Source organism: Bacillus massiliglaciei (assembly GCF_900098925.1).
Lineage (GTDB): Bacteria > Bacillota > Bacilli > Bacillales > DSM-1321 > Peribacillus > Peribacillus massiliglaciei.
Window position 1 is genome coordinate 254,206 of record NZ_LT622359.1, and the last position, 25,005, is coordinate 279,210.

General features: G+C 42.8%; 23 protein-coding genes. 16 read left to right on the forward strand and 7 right to left on the reverse strand.

Features of this window, described 5'->3' with window-relative positions:
* Positions 1-75: 75 nt before the first annotated feature.
* Positions 76-1,539: an alpha-amylase gene (locus BQ4305_RS13190; RefSeq protein ID WP_110928216.1), complete on the reverse strand. Its 1,464-nt coding sequence runs from the start codon at positions 1,537-1,539 to the stop codon at positions 76-78.
* 980 nt (positions 1,540-2,519) lie between these two features.
* Between BQ4305_RS13190 and BQ4305_RS13195 the strand changes: the two genes are divergently transcribed.
* The 5 genes from BQ4305_RS13195 (at position 2,520) to BQ4305_RS13215 (ending at position 6,687) form a co-directional block, all read left to right on the forward strand.
* The gene (locus BQ4305_RS13195) at positions 2,520-2,726 is read left to right on the forward strand and encodes a hypothetical protein (RefSeq protein WP_110928217.1); all 207 of its coding nucleotides are present in this window, start codon (positions 2,520-2,522) and stop codon (positions 2,724-2,726) included.
* A gap of 230 nt (positions 2,727-2,956) precedes the next feature.
* Positions 2,957-3,979 carry a PTS sugar transporter subunit IIC gene (locus tag BQ4305_RS13200; RefSeq protein ID WP_110928218.1) on the forward strand — a complete coding sequence of 341 codons (1,023 nt, stop codon included), beginning with the start codon at positions 2,957-2,959 and terminating at the stop codon, positions 3,977-3,979.
* Between the two features lie 138 nt (positions 3,980-4,117).
* On the forward strand, positions 4,118-5,314 hold the full coding sequence (locus BQ4305_RS13205; RefSeq protein WP_110928219.1) for a class I SAM-dependent rRNA methyltransferase: 1,197 nt from the start codon (positions 4,118-4,120) through the stop codon (positions 5,312-5,314).
* 141 nt (positions 5,315-5,455) lie between these two features.
* Positions 5,456-6,211, forward strand: coding sequence for a threonine/serine exporter family protein (locus tag BQ4305_RS13210; protein ID WP_110928220.1), 756 nt, complete (start codon positions 5,456-5,458; stop codon positions 6,209-6,211).
* 14 nt (positions 6,212-6,225) lie between these two features.
* A complete protein-coding gene (locus tag BQ4305_RS13215) occupies positions 6,226-6,687 on the forward strand; it encodes a threonine/serine exporter family protein (protein WP_199880683.1) in 462 nt (153 codons plus the stop codon).
* A gap of 46 nt (positions 6,688-6,733) precedes the next feature.
* Here the strand turns inward: BQ4305_RS13215 and BQ4305_RS13220 are convergent, their stop codons facing one another.
* The 3 genes from BQ4305_RS13220 to BQ4305_RS13230 form a co-directional block, all read right to left on the reverse strand.
* Positions 6,734-8,269 carry a solute symporter family protein gene (locus tag BQ4305_RS13220; protein ID WP_110928221.1) on the reverse strand — a complete coding sequence of 512 codons (1,536 nt, stop codon included), beginning with the start codon at positions 8,267-8,269 and terminating at the stop codon, positions 6,734-6,736.
* 10 nt (positions 8,270-8,279) lie between these two features.
* Positions 8,280-8,621 (reverse strand): DUF485 domain-containing protein, encoded by a 342-nt coding sequence (locus tag BQ4305_RS13225; protein WP_110928222.1) that lies wholly within the window; start codon positions 8,619-8,621, stop codon positions 8,280-8,282.
* A 295-nt stretch (positions 8,622-8,916) separates the two neighbouring features.
* Positions 8,917-9,204: a HesB/IscA family protein gene (locus BQ4305_RS13230; protein WP_199880684.1), complete on the reverse strand. Its 288-nt coding sequence runs from the start codon at positions 9,202-9,204 to the stop codon at positions 8,917-8,919.
* A 198-nt stretch (positions 9,205-9,402) separates the two neighbouring features.
* On the opposite strand from BQ4305_RS13230, the gene BQ4305_RS13235 reads away from it, so the two are divergent.
* On the forward strand, positions 9,403-10,146 hold the full coding sequence (locus tag BQ4305_RS13235) for an SDR family oxidoreductase (RefSeq protein WP_110928224.1): 744 nt from the start codon (positions 9,403-9,405) through the stop codon (positions 10,144-10,146).
* 127 nt (positions 10,147-10,273) lie between these two features.
* Here the strand turns inward: BQ4305_RS13235 and BQ4305_RS13240 are convergent.
* Positions 10,274-11,436 (reverse strand): IS3 family transposase gene (locus tag BQ4305_RS13240; protein ID WP_110926156.1). Its coding sequence is split into 2 segments (ribosomal slippage): positions 10,274-11,160 and positions 11,160-11,436, totalling 1,164 coding nucleotides; the frame shifts between segments, so codons are not numbered across the junction.
* Between the two features lie 212 nt (positions 11,437-11,648).
* Between BQ4305_RS13240 and BQ4305_RS13245 the strand changes: the two genes are divergently transcribed.
* The 10 genes from BQ4305_RS13245 to BQ4305_RS13285 all read left to right on the forward strand — a co-directional run bounded on the left by BQ4305_RS13245 (position 11,649) and on the right by BQ4305_RS13285 (position 20,949).
* Positions 11,649-12,620: an efflux RND transporter periplasmic adaptor subunit gene (locus BQ4305_RS13245; RefSeq protein ID WP_110928225.1), complete on the forward strand. Its 972-nt coding sequence runs from the start codon at positions 11,649-11,651 to the stop codon at positions 12,618-12,620.
* 1 nt (position 12,621) lies between these two features.
* Positions 12,622-13,323, forward strand: coding sequence for an ABC transporter ATP-binding protein (locus tag BQ4305_RS13250; protein WP_110928226.1), 702 nt, complete (start codon positions 12,622-12,624; stop codon positions 13,321-13,323).
* Positions 13,310-14,479, forward strand: a complete 1,170-nt coding sequence (locus BQ4305_RS13255) for an ABC transporter permease (RefSeq protein ID WP_234396959.1) — start codon at positions 13,310-13,312, stop codon at positions 14,477-14,479. Before BQ4305_RS13250 ends, BQ4305_RS13255 begins: the two co-directional genes overlap by 14 nt.
* 125 nt (positions 14,480-14,604) lie before the next feature.
* Positions 14,605-15,276: a response regulator transcription factor gene (locus BQ4305_RS13260; RefSeq protein WP_110928227.1), complete on the forward strand. Its 672-nt coding sequence runs from the start codon at positions 14,605-14,607 to the stop codon at positions 15,274-15,276.
* Between the two features lie 10 nt (positions 15,277-15,286).
* Entirely contained in the window at positions 15,287-16,510 is a 1,224-nt protein-coding gene (locus BQ4305_RS13265; RefSeq protein WP_110928228.1) for a sensor histidine kinase, read from the forward strand.
* Between the two features lie 122 nt (positions 16,511-16,632).
* Positions 16,633-17,046 carry a hypothetical protein gene (locus tag BQ4305_RS13270; protein WP_110928229.1) on the forward strand — a complete coding sequence of 138 codons (414 nt, stop codon included), beginning with the start codon at positions 16,633-16,635 and terminating at the stop codon, positions 17,044-17,046.
* A gap of 381 nt (positions 17,047-17,427) precedes the next feature.
* Positions 17,428-18,612 (forward strand): NupC/NupG family nucleoside CNT transporter, encoded by a 1,185-nt coding sequence (locus tag BQ4305_RS13275; RefSeq protein ID WP_110928230.1) that lies wholly within the window; start codon positions 17,428-17,430, stop codon positions 18,610-18,612.
* 234 nt (positions 18,613-18,846) lie between these two features.
* Positions 18,847-19,023: a hypothetical protein gene (locus tag BQ4305_RS21530; protein ID WP_199880685.1), complete on the forward strand. Its 177-nt coding sequence runs from the start codon at positions 18,847-18,849 to the stop codon at positions 19,021-19,023.
* A gap of 87 nt (positions 19,024-19,110) precedes the next feature.
* The gene (gene msrB, locus BQ4305_RS13280) at positions 19,111-20,070 is read left to right on the forward strand and encodes a peptide-methionine (R)-S-oxide reductase MsrB (RefSeq protein ID WP_110928231.1); all 960 of its coding nucleotides are present in this window, start codon (positions 19,111-19,113) and stop codon (positions 20,068-20,070) included.
* A gap of 30 nt (positions 20,071-20,100) precedes the next feature.
* Complete coding sequence (locus tag BQ4305_RS13285) at positions 20,101-20,949, forward strand: STAS domain-containing protein (RefSeq protein ID WP_110928232.1); 849 nt, start codon at positions 20,101-20,103, stop codon at positions 20,947-20,949.
* A gap of 1,122 nt (positions 20,950-22,071) precedes the next feature.
* Here the strand turns inward: BQ4305_RS13285 and BQ4305_RS13290 are convergent.
* Both BQ4305_RS13290 and BQ4305_RS13295 read right to left on the reverse strand, forming a co-directional pair.
* On the reverse strand, positions 22,072-23,727 hold the full coding sequence (locus BQ4305_RS13290; RefSeq protein ID WP_110928233.1) for a glutamine--tRNA ligase/YqeY domain fusion protein: 1,656 nt from the start codon (positions 23,725-23,727) through the stop codon (positions 22,072-22,074).
* Between the two features lie 172 nt (positions 23,728-23,899).
* A complete protein-coding gene (locus BQ4305_RS13295) occupies positions 23,900-24,874 on the reverse strand; it encodes a glycerophosphodiester phosphodiesterase (protein WP_110928234.1) in 975 nt (324 codons plus the stop codon).
* Between the last annotated feature and the right edge of the window lie 131 nt (positions 24,875-25,005).

Sequence of the window (25,005 nt, forward strand, 5' to 3'; positions counted from 1 at the left end):
CGAACGGTACGTACGGTGGTGTGAGAGGTCGGGGGTTAATCACCCCCTCCTACTCGATCGCTAATCTCAAAGGACTTAAAATTCACGGGTATCGAGAGCCCAGACAGCTACACTGCCGGGATTGACAGGGAAGGTGGCCCAGCCGTCCTCTTCAATTTGAATTTGGTCGTCCCTTGAGCGAGTCATATCTGTCCAGATTTCCCCGGCGCGATGCTCTCCGACAAACATTCTTTTCTCCCCTTCATCGGCATTGGTCATGACCACCGCACAGCCTGAATTCTCCATTTCCTCTGTCCCGAGACGCACCCAGCCGATTACGTTAGGATCATCAAAATAGTCTATTTGTTCTCCGTAGGATTTTTCATGACGGGCACATAGAAGATGATCCAGCATTTCCTTTTTGGATTCGATAGGAACAGGGCCGCCAATTCCATAATAATCTCCGTAGAAAACGCAGGGATAACCCTCTAGTCTAAGTAAAATGAGTGAATAGGCATGCGGTTTAAACCAGTCTTTGACCCATGATTCCAAAGCCTCATGGGGCTGGGAATCATGATTATCAACGAATGTGACTGCTTGTGTAGGATTTGATTGGACGAGGGTATCTTGGAATATACTAGATAGATCAAAGGCAGCTCCTGAGTTGGAAGCCTCGTAAAATTTATAATGAAGGGCGACATCGAATAAATCCATGCCGTAATTTATGTTTTTGAGGTACGTCTCAAGGGAAGCTACATCCGGTTTCCAGTATTCCCCCACCATAAAGAAGTTGTCATCTGTATGGGCATTTATTTCTGTTAGAAACTCATTCATGAAATCATAGTCAATATGTTTAACGGCGTCCAGACGGAACCCCTCGCAGTGCAGAGCGTCGACCAGCCATTTCGCCCATGAAATCATTTCCTTCCGAACATCAGGGTTGCTGTAATCAATATTGGCAAACATTAAGTAATCATAGTTTCCGAATTCCTGTGAAACCTTTTGGCTCCATCCTTTATGTTCTCCAAGAATGCGGTAGATGCCCATTTTTTCATGTTCTTCATCGTAATCCGTCCCATTGAAGTGATGGTGGTTCCATTTAAAGTCAGAGTATTGATCGCTCCTGCCCTCAAAATTAAATTTCGTCCAGCCATTAATCTCAAAGGACTCGGAAATCTCTTCATTTCGGTTATCGGGATTTACTTCGACTACTTCAAACCTTTCAGTCTCATCTGCCCCGGCCTTATGATTCATGACCAAGTCTACATAGACGGCGATTCCGTAATTATGGCAAGCCTCAATAGCCTCCAACAATTCATGCTTCGTACCGTACTTGGTACGCACCGTACCTTTTTGGTCGAATTCCCCAAGGTCATATAAGTCATATATTCCATAACCCACATCGTTGGCTGTTATTCCCTTTGTAACAGGAGGAATCCAGACGCAGTCGATGCCTGCCTCCTTTAAAAGGGGTGCGGATTTTTTTAATCTTTTCCAGTGTGATCCATCCGCCTCTAGGTGCCACTCAAAAAATTGCATCATGGTATGGTTTCTTTTCATCTCTTTCCCCCCTAGTCACCGACACGTTTGACAACAATCGAAACGTTCAGACAAAATAATTGGTTAAATTCTTTACCCTTTTTTAATAAGAAGTAAACAGAGAGGACTAATTAGAAGGAAGGCAGATAGAATACGTACTTCCTGCCTTTATTTTACAACAGGATCGAATGATTAGATAGAAGGATCGTCCCTGCTAAGACTTAGTTTGCCCTTTATATACAGATGGTAAGCAGCCATTTAACATTTTGTTTTTTTGATAAGGCTGTTTATAAAAATGGCGGACAAGCCAAGCGGATTCAGCGCTCATGTATAATAGGTATCTATTCAAAAGCGATGAAACGTTAGATTTATATGTAAAGGTGCGGCTGTCATGCTGAAAAAACAGGAAGGATAGGTTAGTTGATAATGAACGGTATATTTCGGAAAGATTAGGATTCCTGACGTGAAATCAAACAGTAAAAAGAGAATGATGGGTAATGTTTTTTTTTAAAACTGTCTAAATGTGGCTATTACATGAACCTTTGTCTGACTATCTTGAAACTGAAAAAAATATAGCCTAAAATAATATTACTCACATACGTAGCTTAAAGGCTTCAACGAAATTCCCCTGCTTAGGCAGGGGAATACTCGTATATTATCCAGAAAAAGCGGAAGTCTTTTTTGTGTCTCTTTCTTTATCTGATAACCTTGCAGCAGATACATGCAGCCAGTTCATTCAGAGACAGTGGGCAGCATTGCCTCCATTTGTCACAGAATATTCAAAAACTATATGCATATTATTCGAAAATCCGGCTATTAACTAATCATTGGATACATGTTGAAAGGAGCAAGGGAGAGAGAAAGAGACACGCTTGGCGTATTAGAACTTTGTTTAGAAATTTCAAGAGGGAAGGGTCCAGTACGCTTTAAAGGTATACACAGCACGCTGTTCACTTTTAAAGAGCAGCTTTTATTCATACATCACTAGGAGGTAGAACAATATGTCTACTAAAATCATTATGGATAGCGGTAAAGAATATATTATCAAGGAAAGTATAGATCATGTACTCGAAGCACTATTTGGGGAAAATAAATTATCGATGAGTTCGGTTAAGATTTTGAAAAATACCTTCCTAAAAATTGATCAGGAAAAAGAAGTCTTCATCAATCCGGTTCATGTCTCTTCTGTAGAGGCAATTATTGAATAGTAACGTCTTAAACACCCGCTTTAGGGTGTCTTTTTATGCCTAAATAGGAAATTTAAAATTGGAAACGCTTAACCTATGTTAAATGAAAAAATCTTATTTACATTTTCAGAATATTTTTGTTATTATGTATAAAGATTAATGAAAGAACCTAGTTTTTAGGACGATTGTATTAGAAATAATAGACCGAACAAAAAATTCTAAATATTCAAACATCAGAGGGTGGGAACAGGATGAACAGAAAAAAATATATCATGGATCGTATGTATAAAGCGTCTGCGGGAATCGCCAATGCTGTATTGGTTACCCTTGGTGTGGGACTGCTTCTCGAATCGATAGGCGGGTACTTGGACTCCGCCATTCTGCTAGCGATAGGGGGAGCTGCAAAGGTACTGCTGGCACCTGCACTTGGGGCGGGTGTCGCCTATCAGCTGGGCGGAAACTCATTGGTGCTTTTCAGTGCCATGGTCTGCAGCTCCATCGGAGGGGCAGCCATTCAACGAACGGCAGAAGGAACCTTTACTTTAGTGACAGGGCAGCCGCTGAGCGCTGTTTTGGCAGCTGTTATTGCCACATATATTGGAAAACGACTGACAGGCAAAACCAAGCTTGATATGATGGCTATTCCAATTTCAGCTATTCTGGTCGGAGGGGTTGCAGGCGTGGGACTTGCTGCTGTCACAACACCGCTGCTGACTAAAGTGAGTGCTCAGATTACAGAAGCTGTTACCGGCTCTCCGCTAATCGGCTCTATCGTCATTGCTTTAGTATGGAGCATCCTATTGATGACACCAGCCTCATCAGCGGCTCTTGCCATCGCACTCCAGCTTGACCCGGTTTCCAGTGCAGCAGCATTGATTGGATGTACGGTACAGTTTGTAGGATTTACGGCTATGTCAAGAAAAGACAATGACCTGGGCGGCATTCTGGCTCAAATTGTCGTAACACCAAAAGTACAGTTTCCTAACTTAATTAAGAATCCATTATATTTGATTCCAACTTTTGTGGCGGCGATCATCTGTGCACCGATTGCAACGATCATCTTCGATTTCCAGGCTCCTTATGAACTTGGAGGCATGGGTTTATCTTCTATGATTGCACCGATCACTATTGCAACTGGACAAGGCCTGCATGCATTCTTAGTTTATGTAATCGTTGGAATGGTCTTGCCGACTATTATTACATTAGCCTTCCATAAGGTATTAAAGGCAATGGGAAAAGTAAAAGCAGGGGAACTGCATTTGGAAGTTCAATAACACAATCTTTCAGATTTTCACGTCAGCCTGGGAAATGCTTCCCGGGCTTTTCGCATTTTCAGCTGGGCTGTTTGTGGCACAGCGAAAATAGGGTAAAATGAAAGATGGTTAAGAAATCACAGAAAAAGGTGTTTGAAAATGGAAAAGGCGGTCAATGTAAAGCTGAAAGAAAGTGCAATTAAGAAAATTGCTAAGGGATATCCCCTTATAAGCAAACATGTCCTTCAGAACCCAGCTGTCTTAAAGGAAGAAGGCACAATAATCCGATTAACGGACGGAAATGGCAGATTCATTGCCAAGGGATATTATGGGAGGCAGAATAAAGGATTAGGATGGATTCTCACTCACGAGGAGCATGAAGAAATCGATCAAGACTTTTTTAATAAAAAGCTTCAGCATGCAGTGGGCCGCAGAGCTTCCTTTTATAAGAGTGAGGATACGACTGCTTTTCGGATTTTCAATGGGGAAGGAGACGGAATTGGCGGCCTAATAATCGAGTGCTTTGACGGACATTATGTCATTCATTGGTACAGCCAGGGGATTTACGCCTTTCGAGAACTCGTTTTAAATGCCCTGAAACAGGCGGCAGATGTGAAGTCCATTTATCAAAAAAGAAGATTTGATTCCAAAGGACAATATGTTGAAGATAATGATTTTGTTTGGGGACAGGAGCCTGAGTTTCCTCTAATCGTAAAGGAAAATGGTGAGCAGTTTGCCATCTATCTGAATGACGGAGCCATGGTCGGCGTATTCCTTGACCAGCGAGATGTCCGCAGAACCATTCGGGATAAATATGCTAAGAGGAAAACGGTTTTGAATCTGTTTTCTTATACGGGAGCTTTCTCGGTATTTGCTGCGAAAGGCGGCGCTTTAAAAACGACAAGTGTGGACCTGGCCAATCGAAGCATGCCGAAAACCCGGGAACAGTTTGAAATCAACGGAATAGAACCGGAAGAACAGAATATTGTCGTCATGGATGTCTTCCAATATTTTAAATATGCAAAACGCAAAAATTTAGCATTTGATTTGGTAATCATGGATCCTCCAAGCTTTGCAAAATCAAAAAAGGTTATATTCAGTGCGGAAAAAGACTATACGGATCTCTTGAAGCAGGCTATTGATATTACAGAAGATGATGGGATTATCGTTGCCTCTACGAATGCCAGTTCTTTTGATATGAAAAAATTCAGGACATTTATTGATACAGCCTTTAAAGAAAAGGGCAGTTCTTACCAGGTTCTTGAACAGTTTTCACTGCCGGAGGACTTTAAAACCATAAAGGAATTCCGTGAAGGAAATTATTTAAAAGTCCTTTTTATTAAAAAAATGAGATAGTCATGAAAGGCCCGGGCGCGGTTGGCAACCGGGCCTTTTGTTTGTTTGCGTGCGTTTTGTTATATCCTTTTTGGGAATTATAAGCTATTATGAAATGGATTTACGAGATTGATAACCGGATCAGAATGGCAGGTGTCTTTTTTGGAAGAACAGATTAAGGCGCATGAAGTAATAGATGTTTGCCTGTTGGCGGGGAAAATCATGCTTGAAAATGGAGCGGAGACACACCGGGTCGAGGATACGATGATGCGTATTGCAGCTGCATTTGGCTGTGAGGACTCTCACAGCTTTTCGACTCCGACCGGCATTATTTTCTCATTGGATGGAATGCATGCCGCTTCAAGGCTGATCAGAATTTCTCATCGTTCGACTGATTTAACAAAGGTAACGCTTGTGAACAGTGTCTCACGGAGCATTTCGAATCGGGAAATAAGTTTGAAAGAAGCTTACGCAAAGCTGAAAGAGCTGGAAAAAGCAAATGTCTCCTTTCCATTATGGGTTCAGCTTTTCGCCGCTTTTATCTCGAGCGGCTGTTTCTTAATCATGTTTGACGGGCAATGGATCGATTTTATCTGGTCCTGCATTGCCGGAGGACTGGGTTTCTCTTGTTTATTGTATCTTCACAGGCTATTAGAGGCTAGATTTTTCGCTGAGTTTATTGCCTCGGTGGTAATCGGGATGTCCGCTTTTTGGTTTGTTCACGCGGGATTAGGAACCGAAGTGGATAAGATTATTATTGGGGCTGTGATGCCGCTTGTTCCAGGCCTGTTAATTACAAATGCAGCACGTGACTTAATTGACGGGCATCTGGTATCCGGGCTGTCAAAAGGAGCGGATGCCGGCTTGACCGCTCTTGCCATCGGGGCAGGAATTGCCGTAGCCTTCATCGTTGTATAAAAGGAGGAAAAGGGATGGAACTGGCTGAACAATTGATTACCAGTTTTATTGCATCAGCCGCTTTTGGGGTTATTTTTAATGCTCCTAAAAACTCCCTTGTTCAGTGCGGATTGGTAGGAATGGCTGGATGGGGGCTTTATTTTTGGATTGCTGAGCAGGGTATGAACAGCATTGTGGCAACGCTGGCAGCTGCTTTCGTTGTATCTGTGATCAGTCAATCTTTTGCGAAAAGGTATAAAACACCTGTCATTATTTTCAATGTAGCCGGAATCATCCCTCTTGTTCCAGGCGGGCTGTCTTATGATGCAATGAAACATTTCGTGGAAAACGACTATTATAAAGCCGTGGAGCTTGCAGCGAAAGTATTCATGCTGGCGGGATCCATTGCTCTTGGACTTATGCTGGCAGAGGTCCTTCGGCAGGTAATTGCGAAGGTTCATAAGAGAAACGAAAGAGCAGGGGGCAAACAGCCCTGAGTAAATGAAAAGGCCTCTGACCGAAAAAGGATCAGAGGCCTTCTGTTTAAACAGGATCTTTCAATCCAGTATGGGCTTTAACAACAATTTCATCATATTTTTTTGCATCGGCTTTTCTGGAGGAGACAAGTGTTCCGACAATAGATGCCAGGAAGCCTAACGGAATGGAGATGATTCCTGGATTGGTCAATGGAAAGAGCGCCTCGCCGTTAAAAATAGCAGAACCGTCTGTTGCCCACACGTTTGGACTAATCGCGACCAGAATAAGCGAGCTAAATAGTCCCACAAGCATACCGGTGATTGCTCCAGTTGTATTAAAGCGCTTCCAAAATACAGTGAAGACAATGATTGGAAGGTTAGCGCTGGCTGCCACTGCAAAAGCAAGGGAAACGAGGAAAGCAACATTCATGTTTTGGGCGAAAAGAGCAAGCAGGATAGACAGAACCGAGACACCGATAGATGCCCAGCGAGCTGCTTTCATTTGTTCTTTGTCGGTTGCCTTCCCTTTTCGAATGATATGGCCGTAGAAATCATGGGCAAACGCTGAGGCGGCAGAGAGCACAAGTCCGGCCACTACAGCCAAAATCGTGGCAAAAGCTACTGCTGAAACGAAGGCAAAGAGGATGTCTCCCCCGAGTGCCTTGGCAAGCAGCGGTGCAGCCATGTTTCCAGCCGCGTTTGCTGCGACAATTTCGTCATATCCCACAAAAGCAGCGGCACCAAATCCCAGAAAGATCGTCATAATATAAAAGATTCCGATAATCCAGGTGGCATGGATGACGGACTTTCTTGCTGTTATCGCATCCTTAACCGTAAAGAAACGGATCAGAATATGCGGCAGGCCGGCTGTTCCGAGTACAAGTGCAAGATTTAAGGATAAATTATCCAATGGATCTTTGAATTTATTGCCTGGATTCAAGAATTCTGCTCCGAGCGGAGTCGCTGTTTTCATCTGCCTGAACATTTCCAGCAGGCTCCAATCGAATTTAGCCAGCACGATCAGGGAAATGATAAAGGTTCCGGCCATCAAGAGTCCAGCCTTTATAATCTGAACCCAGCTTGTAGCGGTCATCCCGCCAAATACTACATAGACAGTCATTAAAATTCCGACAATGGTAACTGACCAAATATAATCAATACCCAGCAGTAATTTAATAAGCGCTCCCGCTCCAACAAGCTGGGCAATCATATAGAAGGTTGAGATGGAAATGGTATTCAAAGCAGCGACACCGCGAATCTTTTTTTCGTTAAAACGGGCTGCGATCATGTCTGCCAGTGTGAATTTGCCCAAGTTTCGGAGCGGTTCCGCAACAATATACAGAACGACGAGATAAGCAACGAGAAAACCGATACTATAAAAGAATCCATCAAATCCTGAAAGCGCAACCATGCCGGCGATTCCTAAAAAAGACGCAGCTGACATATAGTCTCCTGCTATCGCCCATCCATTTTGAGCACCGGTGAGACTGCTGTCCGCTGTATAAAAATCTGCTGTAGTTTTTGTCCTTCGAGAGGCAAAGTACGTAATGATTAAGGTTAATCCGACAATGACTAAAAATAGAATAAATGCAAGCGTATTCATAAAATCCCCCCTACTCCTTCAATTCTTGCACAATGGATTCGACTGTCTTATCGAATTTCGATGCTTTTTTAGTGTATAAAATACACAGAGTCCAAGTCATAATGAACTGAGCGAAGGCGAAAACCCAGGCCCAGGATATGGAACCGATCGCTTCTTTATTAAGAACATCTGAATACGCAGTGATCACAGGCAGGGCAAAATAAAATACCAGGAAGAAAATCGTCATAGGCAGGATGAATGCACGTTTTTGGCGAAGAAGTTCTTGAAATGAACGGGACTGAACAATTCGAGAATAGTCCGTGGAAGAGGCAGCATGGTTTGTCTTTGCAAGTGAATCAGAATTAGCCAATATGGTTCCCCCTTTATTTCATTTTACAGTTTCATCCTCATCTTATATTTATCAGAAAATAAAGTAAATTAAAAAAATAATAAATGGGCAAATTTCTTTCGACATGTAAAAGTCGAATCCGGCGGTTAAAATAGGATGGGACAGAAAAAAATGGGAGAGGGGACTCCGATGGAACAGCACTGGGGAAAGATTGTGCTCCGGAAAGCATCCTCAAAATTGAACGCTATGCAGCATAAACAAAAAACTATCAAATTTCTCTGTGAGAAATTTGATAGTGTATGAGTGTCCCACTTTCTGTTTAAAATGGGCTTACTAACGGATTTGGATTGTTAATCGTAAAACCGCCGTCCCGGAAATGTATTTCTGTTTCATTTAAATATCGGAGATCGGCAGGGTGGTAAATGATTTTGACTCCATCAAAATCAGCCACTTCTTCCTGATCTCCTTTGACAGAAACTAATTTCAGATCATAGCGTAATTCATTACAGCATTCACTAGAAAGCTTATATTTCAAATAGGTTTCACTTCCCATCTCTTGCTGCATTGTAAGGATTTCTTGTTTGGCCTCATCAGATATTTTGAACATAAACATCTTCCTAACATGAGTATTTTTTATCATTATAGTACAGATTTTTCGGTAAATGAAAAGAAAGAGCTTTGTTGAAAGTGAAATGTAATGGTTCAGGGGAAAAGGGCAAGGGAAAATACGGTGTTTAGGTGCATGGTATGTGTGGGCATAGTGGGTAGAAGTGACTGGAAAAATTCGTTGGAAAGAAGGATGAAAATGACCAATCGTTTGGATGGAAAAGTAGCTTTGGTAACAGGATCGTCGAGAGGAATAGGACGAGAGATTGCAGAACAGCTTTCAGATTTGGGTGCAAAAGTAGTTATCAACTATACTAGCAGTTCGGAAAAGGCAAATGAAACAGTAAAGAGAATAAAAAAAGCCGGCGGCGAGGCTGCTGCGATTCAGGCAGATATCAGCAAAGTACACGAAATCTATATCTTATTTAAAGAAACCATTCGGTTATTTGGGAAAATCGATATTTTAGTCAATAATGCCGGTGTCATGATCAATAAGCCGATTTCCCAGGCTACTGAAGAAGATTTTGACCAGATTTTTTCCATTAATGTTAAAGGAACCTTTTTTGCCTGTCAGCAGGCCATGGAGCATATGGAGAGTAAAGGCCGCATTATTAATATTTCGACCTCTGTTCTTGGGCAGATGTTTCCTGCCTACAGCATGTACGCGGGGACAAAGGGAGCTGTAGAGCAATTTACCAGGCAGCTGGCAAAGGAATTTGGCCCTAAACAGATTACTATTAATACCGTTGCGCCGGGGCCGGTGAATACAGAATTATTTACAGTAGGAAAAACAGAGCAGCAAATGGAAACGCTGAAAAAGATGAATGCATTTGGCCGTTTGGGAGAACCCGAAGATATTAGTAAGGTAGTTGCCTTCCTGGTCAGTGATGAGGCTCAGTGGGTAACAGGACAAACACTGAGAGTTAATGGAGGATTTATTTAGACCGTTTATTTGCTTGCTGGAGGACTGGTGGTCCTCCGGAAAACCTCATGAAATGAAAAGTCATGCTACATAAAAACCATCCAGTTTAGACTGACCTATTCATTTGAGACAGTAATAAAACACCTTCTTAGGCTGCCATATCACCAAACTCTATTGGTGTGTGGTAGCCTAATTTTTCTTGGATACGCTCTTCGTTATAATAACTCATAAATTGATCCACACGTTCCTTTACTTCTTCTAGCGACAAAGAATGGAATTTAACAAACTGAAATTCTTCTGATTTAAGGTTGGAGTGGAAAGACTCAATCACTGCGTTGTCCCAACAGTTTCCCCTGCGTGACATACTACCAACTAAATTCTTTTCTTTAATCCGATTCTGATAAGCATAAGAAGAATAGACACTTCCTTGATCTGAATGGATGATGACTCCTTTAGGGTTTCCTCGCTTTTCTAGTGCTTCATTCAAGGTATCAATCACCAAAGGAATTTGTTGATGAGTATAAAGTTTATAGGCAACAATTTGATTATTAAACAAGTCCATGATCGTTGATAAATATAAAGTGTCTGGCCCATATTGAATGTAGGTAATATCTGTTACCCACTTATGGTTAGGTTTGCTTGCGTGAAACTCTCGCTGTAATAAGTTTGGCGCGACAACGACAGATTCTCCTTGAGATTTCCACCTTCTCTTTTGTTTTACTTTACATTGAAGGTGATATTTCTGCATGATTCGTTGAACAGTATTACGGTTCAATTTGATATGATAGTCACGTTTTAAAAGCTCCTTGATTTTTCGATGACCATATCGGTATTTAGTTTTTTCGCAAAGGTAAATAATCGCTTCTTCTTCCTTAGACAACTCAACTGGTTGCGCATTTGCCCAGCGATAATAGGTGGATCTAGGAACATTTAAAGCTGATAAAATAGCTGATACTGTATATTTCTTTCGTAAATTCTGAACTAATTGGAGAACGATTTCTTTTTCAACTCCTTTTCGATCTCCAAATACTTTTTTAAGATTTCATTTTCCTGTTTTAAATGATTCAATTGACGTTCTTTTTTCTCTTCAGGACTCGAACTGTCTGGTCCATGACCATAGGAATATTGTTTTCCTATTGGTTGATTAAATCGATGAACCTGATTATCTCGATACCATTTCATCCACGTTTTGATTTGAGATACATTTTTAATCTCATACTTCTCCATGATTTCACGGTTCGAAAACTGACCACTCATTTTATCTTTCACAACTGCCCACTTAACTTCATTTGAATATACATTTTTGCCCATGCAAAAACACCTCCGAATTAGTACTTTGTTTAAGTGTACCATTTCGAAGGTGTTTTATAGTGTCTCATTAATTTAGGTTAGTCTAGTTCTCTGTTGAGAATTGGATGGTTTTTATTTGACCTGTCTTTTTCTCCTTTTTAAACGCTTAAGGAAAAGTTAAGGTTGCCGGGCGATACTGGGTACATTGAAGGCAACCTGAAAGGAGAAAGGCAATGAAAAAATGGATAGCAATAGGAATTTTAGCAGTGCTTGTAGGGGGAGGGGCTCTTTGGTATTCAAAGGATAAAGATACACCGACAGTAGCAAAGGCGATGTCTACGGCTGTTCAAAAAGGGGACCTGGAGGTGAAGGTCACTGGGTCGGGAGCCGTGGAAGCAGTCCATAGTGAAGATCAGACGGCATCCTCTAATGCTGAAGTAGATGAAGTGCTTGTCGATAAAAATGAATTGGTAGAAAAAGGAGATGACTTGATCACTTTTACTGATGGAAGTGATCCGATTACGGCTCCCTTTGATGGAACGGTAACCACTTTGGAGGCAGAAGCGGGTGACCGGGTAGCAATGGGAGATGCAGTTTCGCATATCACAGATTATAAAAATTTAAAAACAACAATCAGTGTAGATGAACTGGATGTGAACAGTATTAAAAAGGGACAGGCAGTTGAATTGACAGCCAGTGCTTTTGAAGATAAGACTTTTACCGGGAAAGTGACCAGTGTAGCAAAGGAAGGGACATATGAAAATGGAGTTTCTTCTTTTGATGTGACGATTCACCTTGATAAGCCGGGCGATTTGAAAATAGGAATGTCTGCGGAAGCGAGCATTTTGACAGCCAGTGCAGAGGATGTCCTGTATGTACCGATTGAAGCCGTGCAGACCAATGGGGATGAAAAATATGTAAACATACAGAATTCCGCTTCAAATTCCGAAGAAGGTACTACAACGAAACAAACGGTAGAAGTGGGCATGAATAATGACCAATTCATTGAAATTAAGACAGGGCTGGAAGAAGGCCAACTTGTATCACTTCCAGTTTCTGTATCTGGAGACAGCTCAGGAAATGGGGAGAGCGGACAGATGCGGGGCGGAAATGGCGAAGGATTCCCAGGAGGAATGATGCAGAGAGGCGAAATGCCTGGAGGCGGTCAAATGCCAGGGAACGGTGCTGGAAGGAGCGGCAACTAAGATGGCTGAACCAATTATTACAATTCGAAACATGTCGAAATCCTATGAAATGGGCGGGGAAATTGTCAAAGCTTTGCAGAATATTTCCCTGGAAATCTATAAAGGGGACTTCATTTCTATTATAGGCCCGTCTGGTTCAGGAAAATCGACATTTATGAACATGATTGGATGTCTTGATCAGCCGGACAGCGGGGAGTATTTACTGGATGGACGGGAAATCAGCGAGATGAAGGATCATGAACTGGCTGAGATTCGGAATATAAAAATTGGTTTCATCTTTCAGCATTTCAATCTGTTATCCAAGCTTACGGCTCGGGAAAATACAGAATTGCCGCTTGTTTATCGCGGAATGAGTACAAAAGACAGACGGGAAGCCGCAGAGCAAAGCTTGAAACAGGTAGGACTTGGCGAACGAATGGACCATCTGCCGACTCAGCTTTCCGGAGGGCAGCAGCAAAGGGTCGCCATTGCCAGGGCGCTGACAGGCAATCCGCAAGTTTTACTGGCAGATGAACCAACAGGAGCACTTGACAGCAAGACCAGCCGGGATGTTCTTTCCATGCTGAAGGAATTGAATCAAAAGGGGCAAACGATTATTTTGATTACTCATGATCTGGAAGTGGCGAATGAGGCTGCACGCGTAGTTCAAATTCAGGACGGCCGGCTGTTTGAAAAAGGGAGGGAGCAGATTGAACATAGCTGAATCGGTGAAAATGGCGTTTCGCAGTATCAAAACAAATAAAGTACGGGCGTTTTTAACGATGCTTGGCATCATCATCGGTGTAGCAAGTGTGATTGTCCTCGTTTCAATCGGCCAGGGATCATCGAATTCTGTCAAAGAACAAATCAACAGCCTGGGTACAAATCTTTTGACTGTCAATGTATCGGATACCGATACGGTTTCTTTATCGGAAGAAGATGCTGATGGTATTAAGGAGCTAAATGGTGTTTCTCTTGTATCGCCGGCGGTATCAGGGAGAATATTTGCGAAAAATGGAGAAAACTCCTCACAGGTTTCGATCATAGGAACGAATTCTTCATATATGGATGTAAGGGATTTGGAACTGGGCCAGGGCCGCTTTTTAGCTGATATGGAAGTTGAGCTGGGGTCAAAAGTGGCTGTCCTCGGATCAGATACAGCAGAAACGCTGTTTGGTTCTCAAAATGCGATAGGCCAAAATCTGTTCATCGATGGGATTTCTTATCGGGTAGTAGGTGTTCTTAAATCGGCCGGCACGTCCATGGGAACAAGTGGAGATGATGTGATCATTGCCCCAATCAGTACGGTTATGAGAGCGACCGGCACAACAGCAATCAGCTCGGTCTATATAAAAGCAGATAACGAAGATATGGTAGACAGGGCTCAATTTCAGGTTCAGGGATACATGACAACTCTATTTCCTGGACAGAGTGATAATTATTCGGTATCCAATCAAGAAGATTTGATGGAAACGATGGGATCCGTGTCAGATACGATGACTCTCTTGCTTGGCGGAATAGCGAGTATTTCTCTGTTGGTTGGGGGCATAGGAATCATGAATATCATGCTTGTTTCTGTTTCAGAACGCACGAAGGAAATAGGGATCAGAAAGGCAATCGGAGCCAAACGGAAATCGATTCTGCTTCAATTTCTCATTGAAGCAGTCATCTTAAGTGCTTTAGGCGGCATTATTGGAGCAGGCCTCGGACTTGGCTTGGCGGAGTTTATCGCGATGGTTTCAGACCTGACTGTCAGTTTTTCGTGGGCGGTCATCATTCTATCCTTTGCATTTTCATTGTGCATTGGAGTGATTTTCGGTGTCTTTCCGGCAAACAAGGCGTCCAAGCTGAATCCTATCCAGGCTTTGCGCTATGAATGAAAATCAGGAACTGAAGATAAGCGGGAAGCAGGCATATGCCCTGCTTTCTTTTACTATATAAAAGTTTTAAGATAAAGATAAAGTAGATTACGTGTATGTGAACATGTTCGGGAGGCGATGGGGTTATGAGGATTTTAGTAGTAGAAGATAATGTTTCTCTTCTCCAGTCCATTGAGGAGATCTTATCTGATGAATATGAGGTAGACACAGCGGATAATGGTGATGATGGGCTCTTCTTGGCTCTTCAGCATATTCATGATGCCATTATACTGGATGTTATGCTGCCCGGCATGAATGGCTTTGAAATTGTAAAGCATCTCAGGAAGGAAAAAATTGAGACGGGCGTTTTATTCCTGACGGCAAAGGATGCCCTCGAAGATCGTGTGAAGGGTCTTGAGATGGGCGGTGACGATTATCTCATTAAACCGTTTCAAGCTCCGGAATTAAAGGCGAGGATTCGTGCCCTGCTTAGAAGAAGCGGGATCCTATCCATGGAACAAAAAATTCAGTATCGGGGCATTGAGCTTCTTGGCAAGGAACAAGATATCCTGGTTGACGGCACTCCTGTTAAGATGACGATTAAGCAATATGAGCTTTTGGAATACTTAATCCAGAATAAAGGGAAAATCCTGACCCGTGAGCAGATCTTTGACCGGATTTGGGGATTCGATTCTGATACAACCATTGCGATTGTAGAAGTATTCATTCATCATCTGAGGAAAAAGCTGGAGCCTTTTCATTATCAAAAGGATATTCAGACGGTCCGCGGAATCGGCTATATGTTAAAACAACCATAAGGGGATTACTATGTTTCAAAAGACAAGGCTTCGGCTTACTTTACTCAATTCGATTGTATTTATTATCATCATTGTCGCTTTGAGCAGGACGATCTATTTGTATACTGAAACTCAGATATATAAGGATGTCAATGAATCTTTAACACAGGGAAACCGCATCCAGCCGGCAATCCGCCCTCAGGGGGAATTCAGACTGGGACCCGGGCCGAGCGTGCTGGTATGGGGACCGGATCAAACTATTGTAGAACCAAGGGAAATTGAGGGAAGCACCTTTAAAAAGAACGAAGCAAAGTTTTATCCAAAAGTATTTGGAGAGATTGAAGAAATTAAGGTGGACGGGGCTTCCTACCGTACCTTATCGAGGAAAGTGGCTACGGACTATGGACAGTTTACCGTGCAGTTCATTCGGAATGTAGATGCAGAGGCTTCGATTCTTGACACCTTGCTTCTTATCCTGCTGATAGGAGGAGGCATCGGAAGCCTGCTGGCCATTTGGGCAGGATACTTTCTGGCAGGAAGGGCCCTGGTTCCGATTCAAAAGTCTTGGGATCAGCAGCAGCAGTTTGTCTCAGATGCTTCTCATGAAATCCGGACACCGCTCGCGGTCATCCAATCAAGAGCAGATCTTCTTTTTCAGTCGCCAAATGCCACGATTGAAGAAAAGGCAGTCGATATTTCTGTGATATCAAAGGAAGTTCGGAGGCTGAATAGGCTTGTCGGAAGTTTGCTTACCTTATCTCGTTCGGACTCCAATCAGATTGAGGTAGAAAAATCAACGTTTTTTCTCGATGAGCTGGTCGCGGATATCGTTGAGCAATACGAGGATATCGCTTCATTTCAGGAAAAAGACATCATCAATCGTTCTGAACAGAAAGTTGTATTTTTAGGTGACAAAGAAAGGATTCATCAGCTGCTTGTCATACTCATTGATAATGCCCTTAAATTTACAGAACCAGGAGGAGCCATTGCCATTGAATGTACAAAAAGTGCGTCAAACATTCTTTTGGCGGTAGAAGATACGGGAATCGGCATCCCCCAGGAAGAAATACCGAAAATTTTTGATCGTTTCTATCAAGTAGAGAAGTCAAGAGAAACTCATGAAGGCACCGGCCTGGGCCTTTCCATTGCCAAATGGATCTGTGAACAGCATCAAGGAACGATTAAAGTCACAAGCAACCCATATGAGCGCACACGTTTTGAACTCCTTTTTCCTAAAAACCAGAAAAATAAATAAAAGATCCTGTGGTATACAGCCAGAGACCAGCTGCATGTACAGCTGGTTTTTTATTCCCTTAAGGAAAAGTTAAGGCTGACTTGTGATAATGACGGTATGTTAAGAAAAAGGAGAGAGACAAAGTGAAAAAAGGAGACAAAATCTTGAGGTGGGCAGGAATACTTGCCATGCTGTTTCTGCTCGTATATTCAGCTGCAGGGATTGCTGCATACGCAGATGGCGGCAATCAGGGGCAGGGCAGAATGAACAGGGGGGAAATACCGCAAATGAATGAGAACCCGATGGATTCTTCTGCCGCTGAAGGACAAGATGACGGCAGCGGGAATGAACAGGGGCAAACCGGTTTTGCGAGAGGGCCTCAGGGAGTTCAGGCGGATTTTGCAGATAATGAGAAAGGGAATTTCGGAATGAAACTCTCTCAATTCAGTCATACTGTTCCAGGGCTTATCGTTCATCTCGTATCGGCAATCCTGGCTATCGCCGGAGGAATCTTTATTTGGAAAAGAAAAGAAAATTCCAGCTTGATACAAGAATAACTGATGGGAAAAAGGGAAAAATCCTAAAAGAGGTAGTAACAACCTTTTTTAGGATTTTTTTTTACAAAACAGCTATTTCAAACTCACAGCTTTTTTAAAGTTATTCTCTGATAATTTAGAAAAGAAGAAAATTGTGTGAGACATTTTGGGAATACCCTTATTCCCAAGGGGTTTCTATATTGAATGAGGCTTTGTAATGAAGAATATTAAATGAGTTGTTGCGATTATTAGTAGAATAGTATAATATCTATTTTAGAAAAAAAGAGGTACGAACAGTAAACGAATTTTTTTGCAGCCCAAAGAAAACGTTTGCACAAATGTTCTTTTCAATGTCAGCTGCCTTGTGTTTTTATCAATTCATCCCTTCGGAGGCTTACTAAAATGAAATATCTAATCGCCATATTAGGACTTTTGGTCGTTTTTGGCTTAGCATTCCTGTTCAGTAATAACAAAAAAAATATTAAGTACAGACCGATTGCTGTCATGGTGATTGTTCAGCTTATTCTAGCTTATATCTTATTGAATACTAAATTTGGACTCACCATTATCAATGCAATTGCGGATGGATTTGGCAAGCTTCTGGAGTGGTCAGGAGAGGGAATCTCGTTTGTCTTTGCAGGAATTGCAAATGAGGGTGAATCGCCGTTCTTCTTAGGCGTTTTGCTTCCAATCGTTTTTATTTCCGCATTAATTGGTATTCTTCAGTACATTGGTGTTCTTCCGTTCATCATGAAATGGATTGGCTATGCGATCAGTAAAATTAACGGGATGGGGAAACTGGAATCCTATAATGCGGTTGCTTCCCTGATTGTCGGTCAATCAGAAGTATTTATCACGCTTAAGAAGCAGCTTAGCAATATTTCGTCTCAAAGAATGTATACATTATGCGCTTCTGCTATGTCGACGGTTTCGATGTCCATTGTAGGCGCGTATATGACGATGATAGAACCAAGATATGTTGTAACGGCAATTGTCATTAACCTTTTTGGCGGATTTATCATTGCTTCCATCATCAATCCATATGAACTCAAAGAAGGAGAAGATTTCATCGAGCCAGAATTGCAGGAAGAGAAACAATCTTTCTTTGAAATGCTTGGCGAGTACATCATGGATGGGTTTAAAGTGGCCATTACGGTGGCTGCAATGCTCCTTGGTTTTGTAGCTTTAATGGCGATGATTAACAGCTTGTTTGATATGATTTTCGGAATCAGCTTCCAGGATATCCTGGGGTATGTGTTTGCCCCATTTGCTTTCCTAATGGGTGTGCCGCTTTCAGAAACAGTGGCAGCAGGAGGCATCATGGCCGTTAAAATGGTGACGAATGAGTTCGTTGCCATGCTCAGTCTGGTTGATATGAAATCAACCCTCAGTGACCGTACTGTAGGAATCGTTTCCGTCTTCCTTGTATCTTTTGCTAACTTCTCTTCTATCGGGATCATTGCCGGGGCGGTAAAAGGCCTGAATGAAAAGCAGGGAAATACGGTAGCGCGTTTCGGCTTGAAGCTGCTGTATGGGGCAACTTTAGTCTCTGTGCTGTCAGCAATTATTGTAAGTGTCATTCTTTAAGCTTCAGACTGTAGACAAACTCGAAATTTCGAGTTGCCTACAGTCTTTTTTCATTTAAATAATAGTAATAGTTTTTAAAATAGTGTTAGTTGATTTTCGTTTCAGCGGCCGTGGCCCAATCCTCCTCGTCGCTTGCTCCTGCGGGGTATCGGCCTTCACGCTTTTCCCGCAGGAGTCGCCGCCTGCACTACAATCAACTCTTTTCTAAATAAATGTCTGAGGTGAATGGATAGGATGTCGAAAAAACAAATAAGTGAACGTGATCAAATGGAAATGGTTACAATAGAGCAACTTGTATCACGGGATCATCTGGTCAGAAAGCTTGAATCAGCGATTGATTTTTCTTTCATCTATCCACTAAGGCTGCTGACTTTGTCAGCAGCCTTTTTTTGTGAAATATCTGATGCATAAGATTGCGGGCGGATGGCTGAGACTTTCCAGTTCTGTTTAGTTAGAGATATAATAAAAATAAGATTTTTAGATAACAGAAGGGAATGAATGATGAAAGAGCCAAGTGTTGAATCAGCTGTGTTTGCAGGCGGATGTTTTTGGTGTTTGGTGGAACCTTTTGATAAAAAGAAAGGCATCATAGAAGTAATTTCAGGCTATACAGGGGGTTCAGGTCAATATCCATGGTATAAAGAGGTTCAATCCGGGCTGACGGGTCATATGGAGGCTGTAAAGATTGTCTATGACTTAAGTTTCATTTCTTATAAGGAGCTCTTGGACATTTTTTGGATGCTGATTGATCCGACAGATCCGGATGGCCAGTTTTCAGATCGGGGCGGGCAATATGCTTCAGCTGTTTTTTACGGGAATGAGCGGCAAAAGAGAGAGGCAGAGGAATCCAGAGATCAGCTGGACAGTAGCGGCCGTTTCTGTAAGCCTGTAGTGACGCCGATCCGTCCTCTGGAAAATTTTTACCCGGCAGAAGAATACCATCAGGATTTTTACAAAAAGAATCCGTTTCGCTACGCTTTATATCATCAGGGGTCGGGCAGAGCGGCCTTTTTAAAGGAACATTGGCCTCCGGATAACAGCCATTTGAGGGACAGTCTTTCTGATCTGCAGTTTCGTGTTACCCAGGAAAATGGGACGGAACCTCCTTTTGACAATGAATACTGGGACTTCTATGGTGAAGGGATTTATGTGGATATTGTATCAGGAGAGCCTTTGTTCAGTTCCAAAGATAAATATGGCAGCGGATGCGGATGGCCGAGCTTCAGTAAGCCGATATTATCCGCTTACGTGAAGGAGAAAATCGACCTAAGCCACCGTATGACCCGTACCGAAGTGCGCAGCAAGAATGCGGATTCGCATTTAGGACATATCTTCCCTGACGGACCGGGCCCTTCCGGAAACAGATATTGCATAAATTCAGCTGCTCTGAGATTTATCCCGAAGGAAGAGATGGAGAAGGAAGGATATGGAGATTTGCTGCTCCTTTTCTCCTTTTAACAATTCTTTGAATAAAAAGGTGAGGCTTCTATGACTAATATGAATGAACGGCTAAATCAGTATATGTTAGACCATTCTGGAGACGTAACGGAAAAATGGCTGGAGTTCCGGGAGAAGAAAGATGGGACCCTATATGCTAAAAATGCGGATAAAGAACTGGAGGCACTCTTGAAGGAACAAAATACTTTAACCAACAAGACCGTTTCCAGCGCATTACTGGAAGATAGGGAGACTTTTAGGAAGAACAAAGAGGAATGGGTCCAGATTGTCGCTAAAAGCCGGGTAGAATCGAATACACCGGTTTATGAAGTGCTGGACGCCTTAAGTAAAGCACGGAAGGCGTACTGGGCTTTTGTTGCTGAGTTTGCAGAAACAGAGAAAGTCAGAAAGGAAGACGTGGTTGTCTGGAGCGGACTGATTCATGAGGCCTTTGACGAATTGAACCGTGAATTTGCTCAGCAGTATTATGTCTTGACGAATCAATGCTTGATGTCACAGCAGGAGCTGATCAGCGAACTGAGCATACCTGTCATTCCCATCATTGAGGGGATTGGTGTTTTACCGATTATCGGGGAAATAGATACACATCGGGCAAATCATATTTTGGAAAATACACCGGCTAAATGTGTTTCATTAAAAATCACTCATTTATTTATTGATCTTTCCGGTGTCTCTTTTTTGGATACTATGGTGGCCCATCAAATTTTCCATCTTACCAGTGCGCTTCGTCTGTTGGGTGTGAAAACAACCATCTCAGGAATACGGCCCGAAGTAGCCCAAACTTCTGTACAGCTGGGGCTGGACTTCAGTCAAATTTCGACACACAGTACCTTAAAACAGGCCTTTTCACGGCTCGGTATTCACTTAGAGCAAAAATAATGAAAAGAAGCGGGGACAAAAAGAGGCTGGGGCATAACTAAAATGTTCATCACTCAATACGAATATGAAGGGAAAAAATTCCTTTTAAAAAAATCCGAACTATTCAACATTCTTATTATCGAATGATGAAACTCAGTTCGGATTTTTCTTTGGTTCTCAGCCTCTTTTTTTGCTTAGGCGTATAGATTTCCGTTTAGGGACGCTTTCCGGTGGCACGTCTCGAGCCTAAAGTCTCTCCCGCGTGCTCGTTCCCACAGAGTCGTCCTTCCACTTTAATCAATTTGGTTCTCCTATATCTCGCTCGGCATCAGTCCAGGCCATACGGCGATGAACAGGACCCTTTCGCTTTTCGTTTTTGTCCAGCAGCAGGGCCCTATCGCCTAGTGTCCTTCCCTTACCTCGGGTCGATAAGTCGAAAACGAAAGGAGAGCCCTTTCGGTTCTCCTATATCTCACTCGGCATCAGTCCAGGTCATACTGCGATGAACAGGACCCTTTCGCTTTTCGTTTTTGTCCAGCAGCAGGGCCCTATCGCCTAGTGTCCTTCCCTTACCTCGGATCGATAAGTCGAAAACGAAAGGAGACCCCTTTCGGTTCTCCTATATCTCGCTCGGCATCAGTCCAGGCCATACGGCGATGAACAGGACCCTTTCGCTTTTCGTTTTTGTCCAGCAGCAGGGCCCTATCGCCTAGTGTCCTTCCCTTACCTCGGATCGATAAGTCGAAAACGAAAGGAGAGCCCTTTCGGTTCTCCTATATCTCACTCGGCATCAGTCCAGGTCATACGGCGATGAACAGGACCCTTTCGCTTTTCGTTTTTGTCCAGCAGCAGGGCCCTATCGCCTAGTGTCCTTCCCTTACCTCGGGTCGATAAGTCGAAAACGAAAGGAGAGCCCTTTCGGTTCTCCTATATCTCGCTCGGCATCAGTCCAGGTCATACGGCGATGAACAGGACCCTTTCGCTTTTCGTTTTTGTCCAGCAGCAGGGCCCTATCGCCTAGTGTCCTTCCCTTACCTCGGGTCGATAAGTCGAAAACGAAAGGAGAGCCCTTTCGGTTCTCCTATATCTCGCTCGGCATCAGTCCAGGTCATACGGCGATGAACAGGACCCTTTCGCTTTTCTTTAAATCTTAAAGGAGCTTTTTAGGCTGACAATTTGGTTGAATACAAGGTGCTCGTTTGTTGTCAGTTTTGGATCGACGTTGTAGTAGCCATGGCGGAAGAATTGGAATTTATCGTGTGCCTTTACTTCTTTCATGTTTGGCTCTACAAAACCATTGAAGATTTCAAGGGAGTTTGGATTTACTCGTTCCAAGAACGTTTTATCCTCTTCTTCCTCAGCTTCTTCGTCCAAGATCAGCGGCTGGTAATTGCGGAATTCAGCAGGTACTGCATGTGTTGCATCTACCCAGTGAAGTGTTCCTTTTACTTTTCGTCCTGTAAATCCTGTTCCGCTTTTCGTTTCTGGATCGTACGTGCAGCGGAGCTCAATGACATTTCCTTCGTCATCCTTGATGACTTCTTCACATTTGATGAAGTAGGCATGTTTTAAGCGAACTTCATTTCCGGGGAAGAGCCGGAAATATTTCTTCGGAGGATTCTCCATGAAGTCCTCTTGTTCGATATAGATTTCTCTTGAGAAGGGAATCTGTCTTGTCCCCATTTCTGGCACTTCCGGATTAATTTCAGCGTCGAGCCATTCGGTTTCACCTTCTGGATAATTGGTGATTACGACTTTCAGAGGCTTGATGATTCCCATTGTACGCGGTGCTTTTAATTTAAGATCTTCGCGGACAAAATGTTCAAGCATTTGGCTGTCGACGGTTCCGTAAGCCTTAGATACCCCGATTTCATGGCAGAAAGCACGGATTGCTTCCGGTGTGTAGCCGCGGCGCTTTAAGCCGGAAATAGTAGGCATGCGCGGGTCGTCCCAGCCATCTACGAATTTTTCGTCAACCAATTGTTTCAATTTCCGTTTGCTCATAACGGTATTGGTGAGGTTTAAGCGGCCAAATTCATATTGGCGGGGCGTGCTTTCCATCTCGCACTTTTCAATGACCCAGTCATAAAGAGGACGCTGATCTTCAAATTCCAGCGTGCACAGGGAGTGTGTAACGCCTTCAATGGCATCTTCCAATGGATGGGCAAAAGCATACATTGGGTAAATACACCATTTATCACCTGTGTTATGGTGCTCGGTATGGCTTATACGGTAAATAACCGGGTCACGAAGATTGATATTCGGGGAAGACATATCAATTTTTGCGCGGAGAACCTTTTCTCCATTAGCGAACTCGCCGTTCCGCATTTTTTCGAATAACTCAAGGTTTTCTTCTGAAGTTCGGTCCCGGTATGGGCTGTTTTTGCCGGGTTCAGTCAGTGTTCCGCGGTATTCACGTATTTCATCGGCGTTAAGATCGTCTACATATGCCAAGCCTTTCTTGATAAGCAGAACCGCTTTATTGTACATCGTGTCAAAGTAATCTGAAGCAAAGAACAGGTTGTCCCATTCATAGCCAAGCCATTTTACGTCTTCCTTGATGGAATTTACATATTCGACATCTTCTTTTAGAGGATTTGTATCGTCGAATCGCAAATTTGTCTGTCCGTTGAAGTCATCCGCCACTCCAAAGTTCAGAACGATTGATTTTGCGTGGCCTATATGTAAATAACCGTTCGGCTCAGGGGGGAAGCGGGTAACAATCTTATCGTGTTTTCCAGCCTCTAAATCTTCTTTAATTATATTCTTGATAAAGTTATTCGAGGAGTTATGTTCCAACAGTTTTCAACCTCTTTCGTTTAAAGATCCTTCTTTTAATTTTACCTGTATATATACCATAAATACAGCCTTTTTTCCATGGTTTGAGGCTGAGGCCCCATTCTCTGCCTATCATTGTTGTCATCAATCACGAAAAAAAACCCTTTCTTTGTTCTGAAAGGGGAGGCAGTTTTTACTTTTTCTTATGAAGAAGTTCGTAAAGGGAATAAGGGTAATCCGTGAACATCCCGGTTACTCCCATATCCATCAGTGTCTTCATATCTTCTGGAAGGTCAACTGTGTAAGGGTGGACAGCTAAATGGTGGCTGTGGGCACCTGACACGAAGCTTTTATCTAAGACAATCTTTCCGCCAACCTTATAGCCGGGCCCAACGCCGACAGCATAAGAACGGATAGCTTCCCATTCCTTGGCTGTTACTTTATCAGGAGCAGAGGTCAATCCGCTTTTTTCGTAAATCTTCCCGTTAGCGTCCTGCCCATAAGAAAGGAGCTGAACGAGCGGCAGGGAAGGGTTTAAGTTTTTGACGATTAAAAGGCTTTCCTTACTGAATGACTGAATAAGAACTTTATGAGAGCCAGGTGTATTTCTGGATATCTTATATTTTTTTAGCAATCTTACAAGTTCCTGTTCCATTCCAGGATAGACATCGGGAGATTTGGTTTCGATATAATAGTTGGCACTTCTCCCATATCGGGTAAAAATTTCTTCCAGAGTCGGTACCTTTTGACCGGCGTAAGCTTTTTGGGCTTTCTCCGGATATTTTTCATTAAACCAGCTTCCTGCGTCCAGCTGTTTAATTTGGGCCAGGGTATGATCGCTTACTTTACCGGTTCCGTTTGTTGTACGGTCAAGTGTGGTATCATGCATGGCAATTAATTTTCCGTCCTTGGTCATCTGCAGATCAATTTCTAGATAGTCGCCTTTATTTTTTTTGACTAAGTCATAAGAAGCCATTGTATGCTCTGGGGCGAGCCCGCTGACACCGCGGTGGGCAACGATAAGAAAATCATCGTCCAGCTGCTGCTTATGAGCATGATACGCAGGCACCTTGCGTGCATTTGCCTCAGCACCAGAGGATGTCGTTATTCCATTTACACCAAGCAGAACAATCAGTCCTGCTATGGTCTTCTTTTTCCAGCCTTTCATTCAGTCGGCCTCCCTAAGGTTATTTAAGGTATCTGCAGATCCTATGGGGCTATTATAAGGGCAAGGAAGGAAGTTAGGTTGCAAATATTCTATTTTTATCGGAATATTCATATTATTTTACATGCGGTTAA

What these genes read in the sequence shown, in the direction of transcription:
- BQ4305_RS13190 (WP_110928216.1), bottom strand. Translation starts at nt 1,539, where the DNA reads ATGAAAAGAAACCATACCATGATGCAATTTTTTGAGTGGCACCTAGAG.
- BQ4305_RS13195 (WP_110928217.1), top strand. Translation starts at nt 2,520, where the DNA reads ATGTCTACTAAAATCATTATGGATAGCGGTAAAGAATATATTATCAAG.
- BQ4305_RS13200 (WP_110928218.1), top strand. Translation starts at nt 2,957, where the DNA reads ATGAACAGAAAAAAATATATCATGGATCGTATGTATAAAGCGTCTGCG.
- BQ4305_RS13205 (WP_110928219.1), top strand. Translation starts at nt 4,118, where the DNA reads ATGGAAAAGGCGGTCAATGTAAAGCTGAAAGAAAGTGCAATTAAGAAA.
- BQ4305_RS13215 (WP_199880683.1), top strand. Translation starts at nt 6,226, where the DNA reads ATGGAACTGGCTGAACAATTGATTACCAGTTTTATTGCATCAGCCGCT.
- BQ4305_RS13220 (WP_110928221.1), bottom strand. Translation starts at nt 8,269, where the DNA reads ATGAATACGCTTGCATTTATTCTATTTTTAGTCATTGTCGGATTAACC.
- BQ4305_RS13230 (WP_199880684.1), bottom strand. Translation starts at nt 9,204, where the DNA reads ATGTTCAAAATATCTGATGAGGCCAAACAAGAAATCCTTACAATGCAG.
- BQ4305_RS13235 (WP_110928224.1), top strand. Translation starts at nt 9,403, where the DNA reads ATGACCAATCGTTTGGATGGAAAAGTAGCTTTGGTAACAGGATCGTCG.
- BQ4305_RS13245 (WP_110928225.1), top strand. Translation starts at nt 11,649, where the DNA reads ATGAAAAAATGGATAGCAATAGGAATTTTAGCAGTGCTTGTAGGGGGA.
- BQ4305_RS13250 (WP_110928226.1), top strand. Translation starts at nt 12,622, where the DNA reads ATGGCTGAACCAATTATTACAATTCGAAACATGTCGAAATCCTATGAA.
- BQ4305_RS13260 (WP_110928227.1), top strand. Translation starts at nt 14,605, where the DNA reads ATGAGGATTTTAGTAGTAGAAGATAATGTTTCTCTTCTCCAGTCCATT.
- BQ4305_RS13265 (WP_110928228.1), top strand. Translation starts at nt 15,287, where the DNA reads ATGTTTCAAAAGACAAGGCTTCGGCTTACTTTACTCAATTCGATTGTA.
- BQ4305_RS13275 (WP_110928230.1), top strand. Translation starts at nt 17,428, where the DNA reads ATGAAATATCTAATCGCCATATTAGGACTTTTGGTCGTTTTTGGCTTA.
- BQ4305_RS21530 (WP_199880685.1), top strand. Translation starts at nt 18,847, where the DNA reads ATGTCGAAAAAACAAATAAGTGAACGTGATCAAATGGAAATGGTTACA.
- msrB (WP_110928231.1), top strand. Translation starts at nt 19,111, where the DNA reads ATGATGAAAGAGCCAAGTGTTGAATCAGCTGTGTTTGCAGGCGGATGT.
- BQ4305_RS13285 (WP_110928232.1), top strand. Translation starts at nt 20,101, where the DNA reads ATGACTAATATGAATGAACGGCTAAATCAGTATATGTTAGACCATTCT.
- BQ4305_RS13295 (WP_110928234.1), bottom strand. Translation starts at nt 24,874, where the DNA reads ATGAAAGGCTGGAAAAAGAAGACCATAGCAGGACTGATTGTTCTGCTT.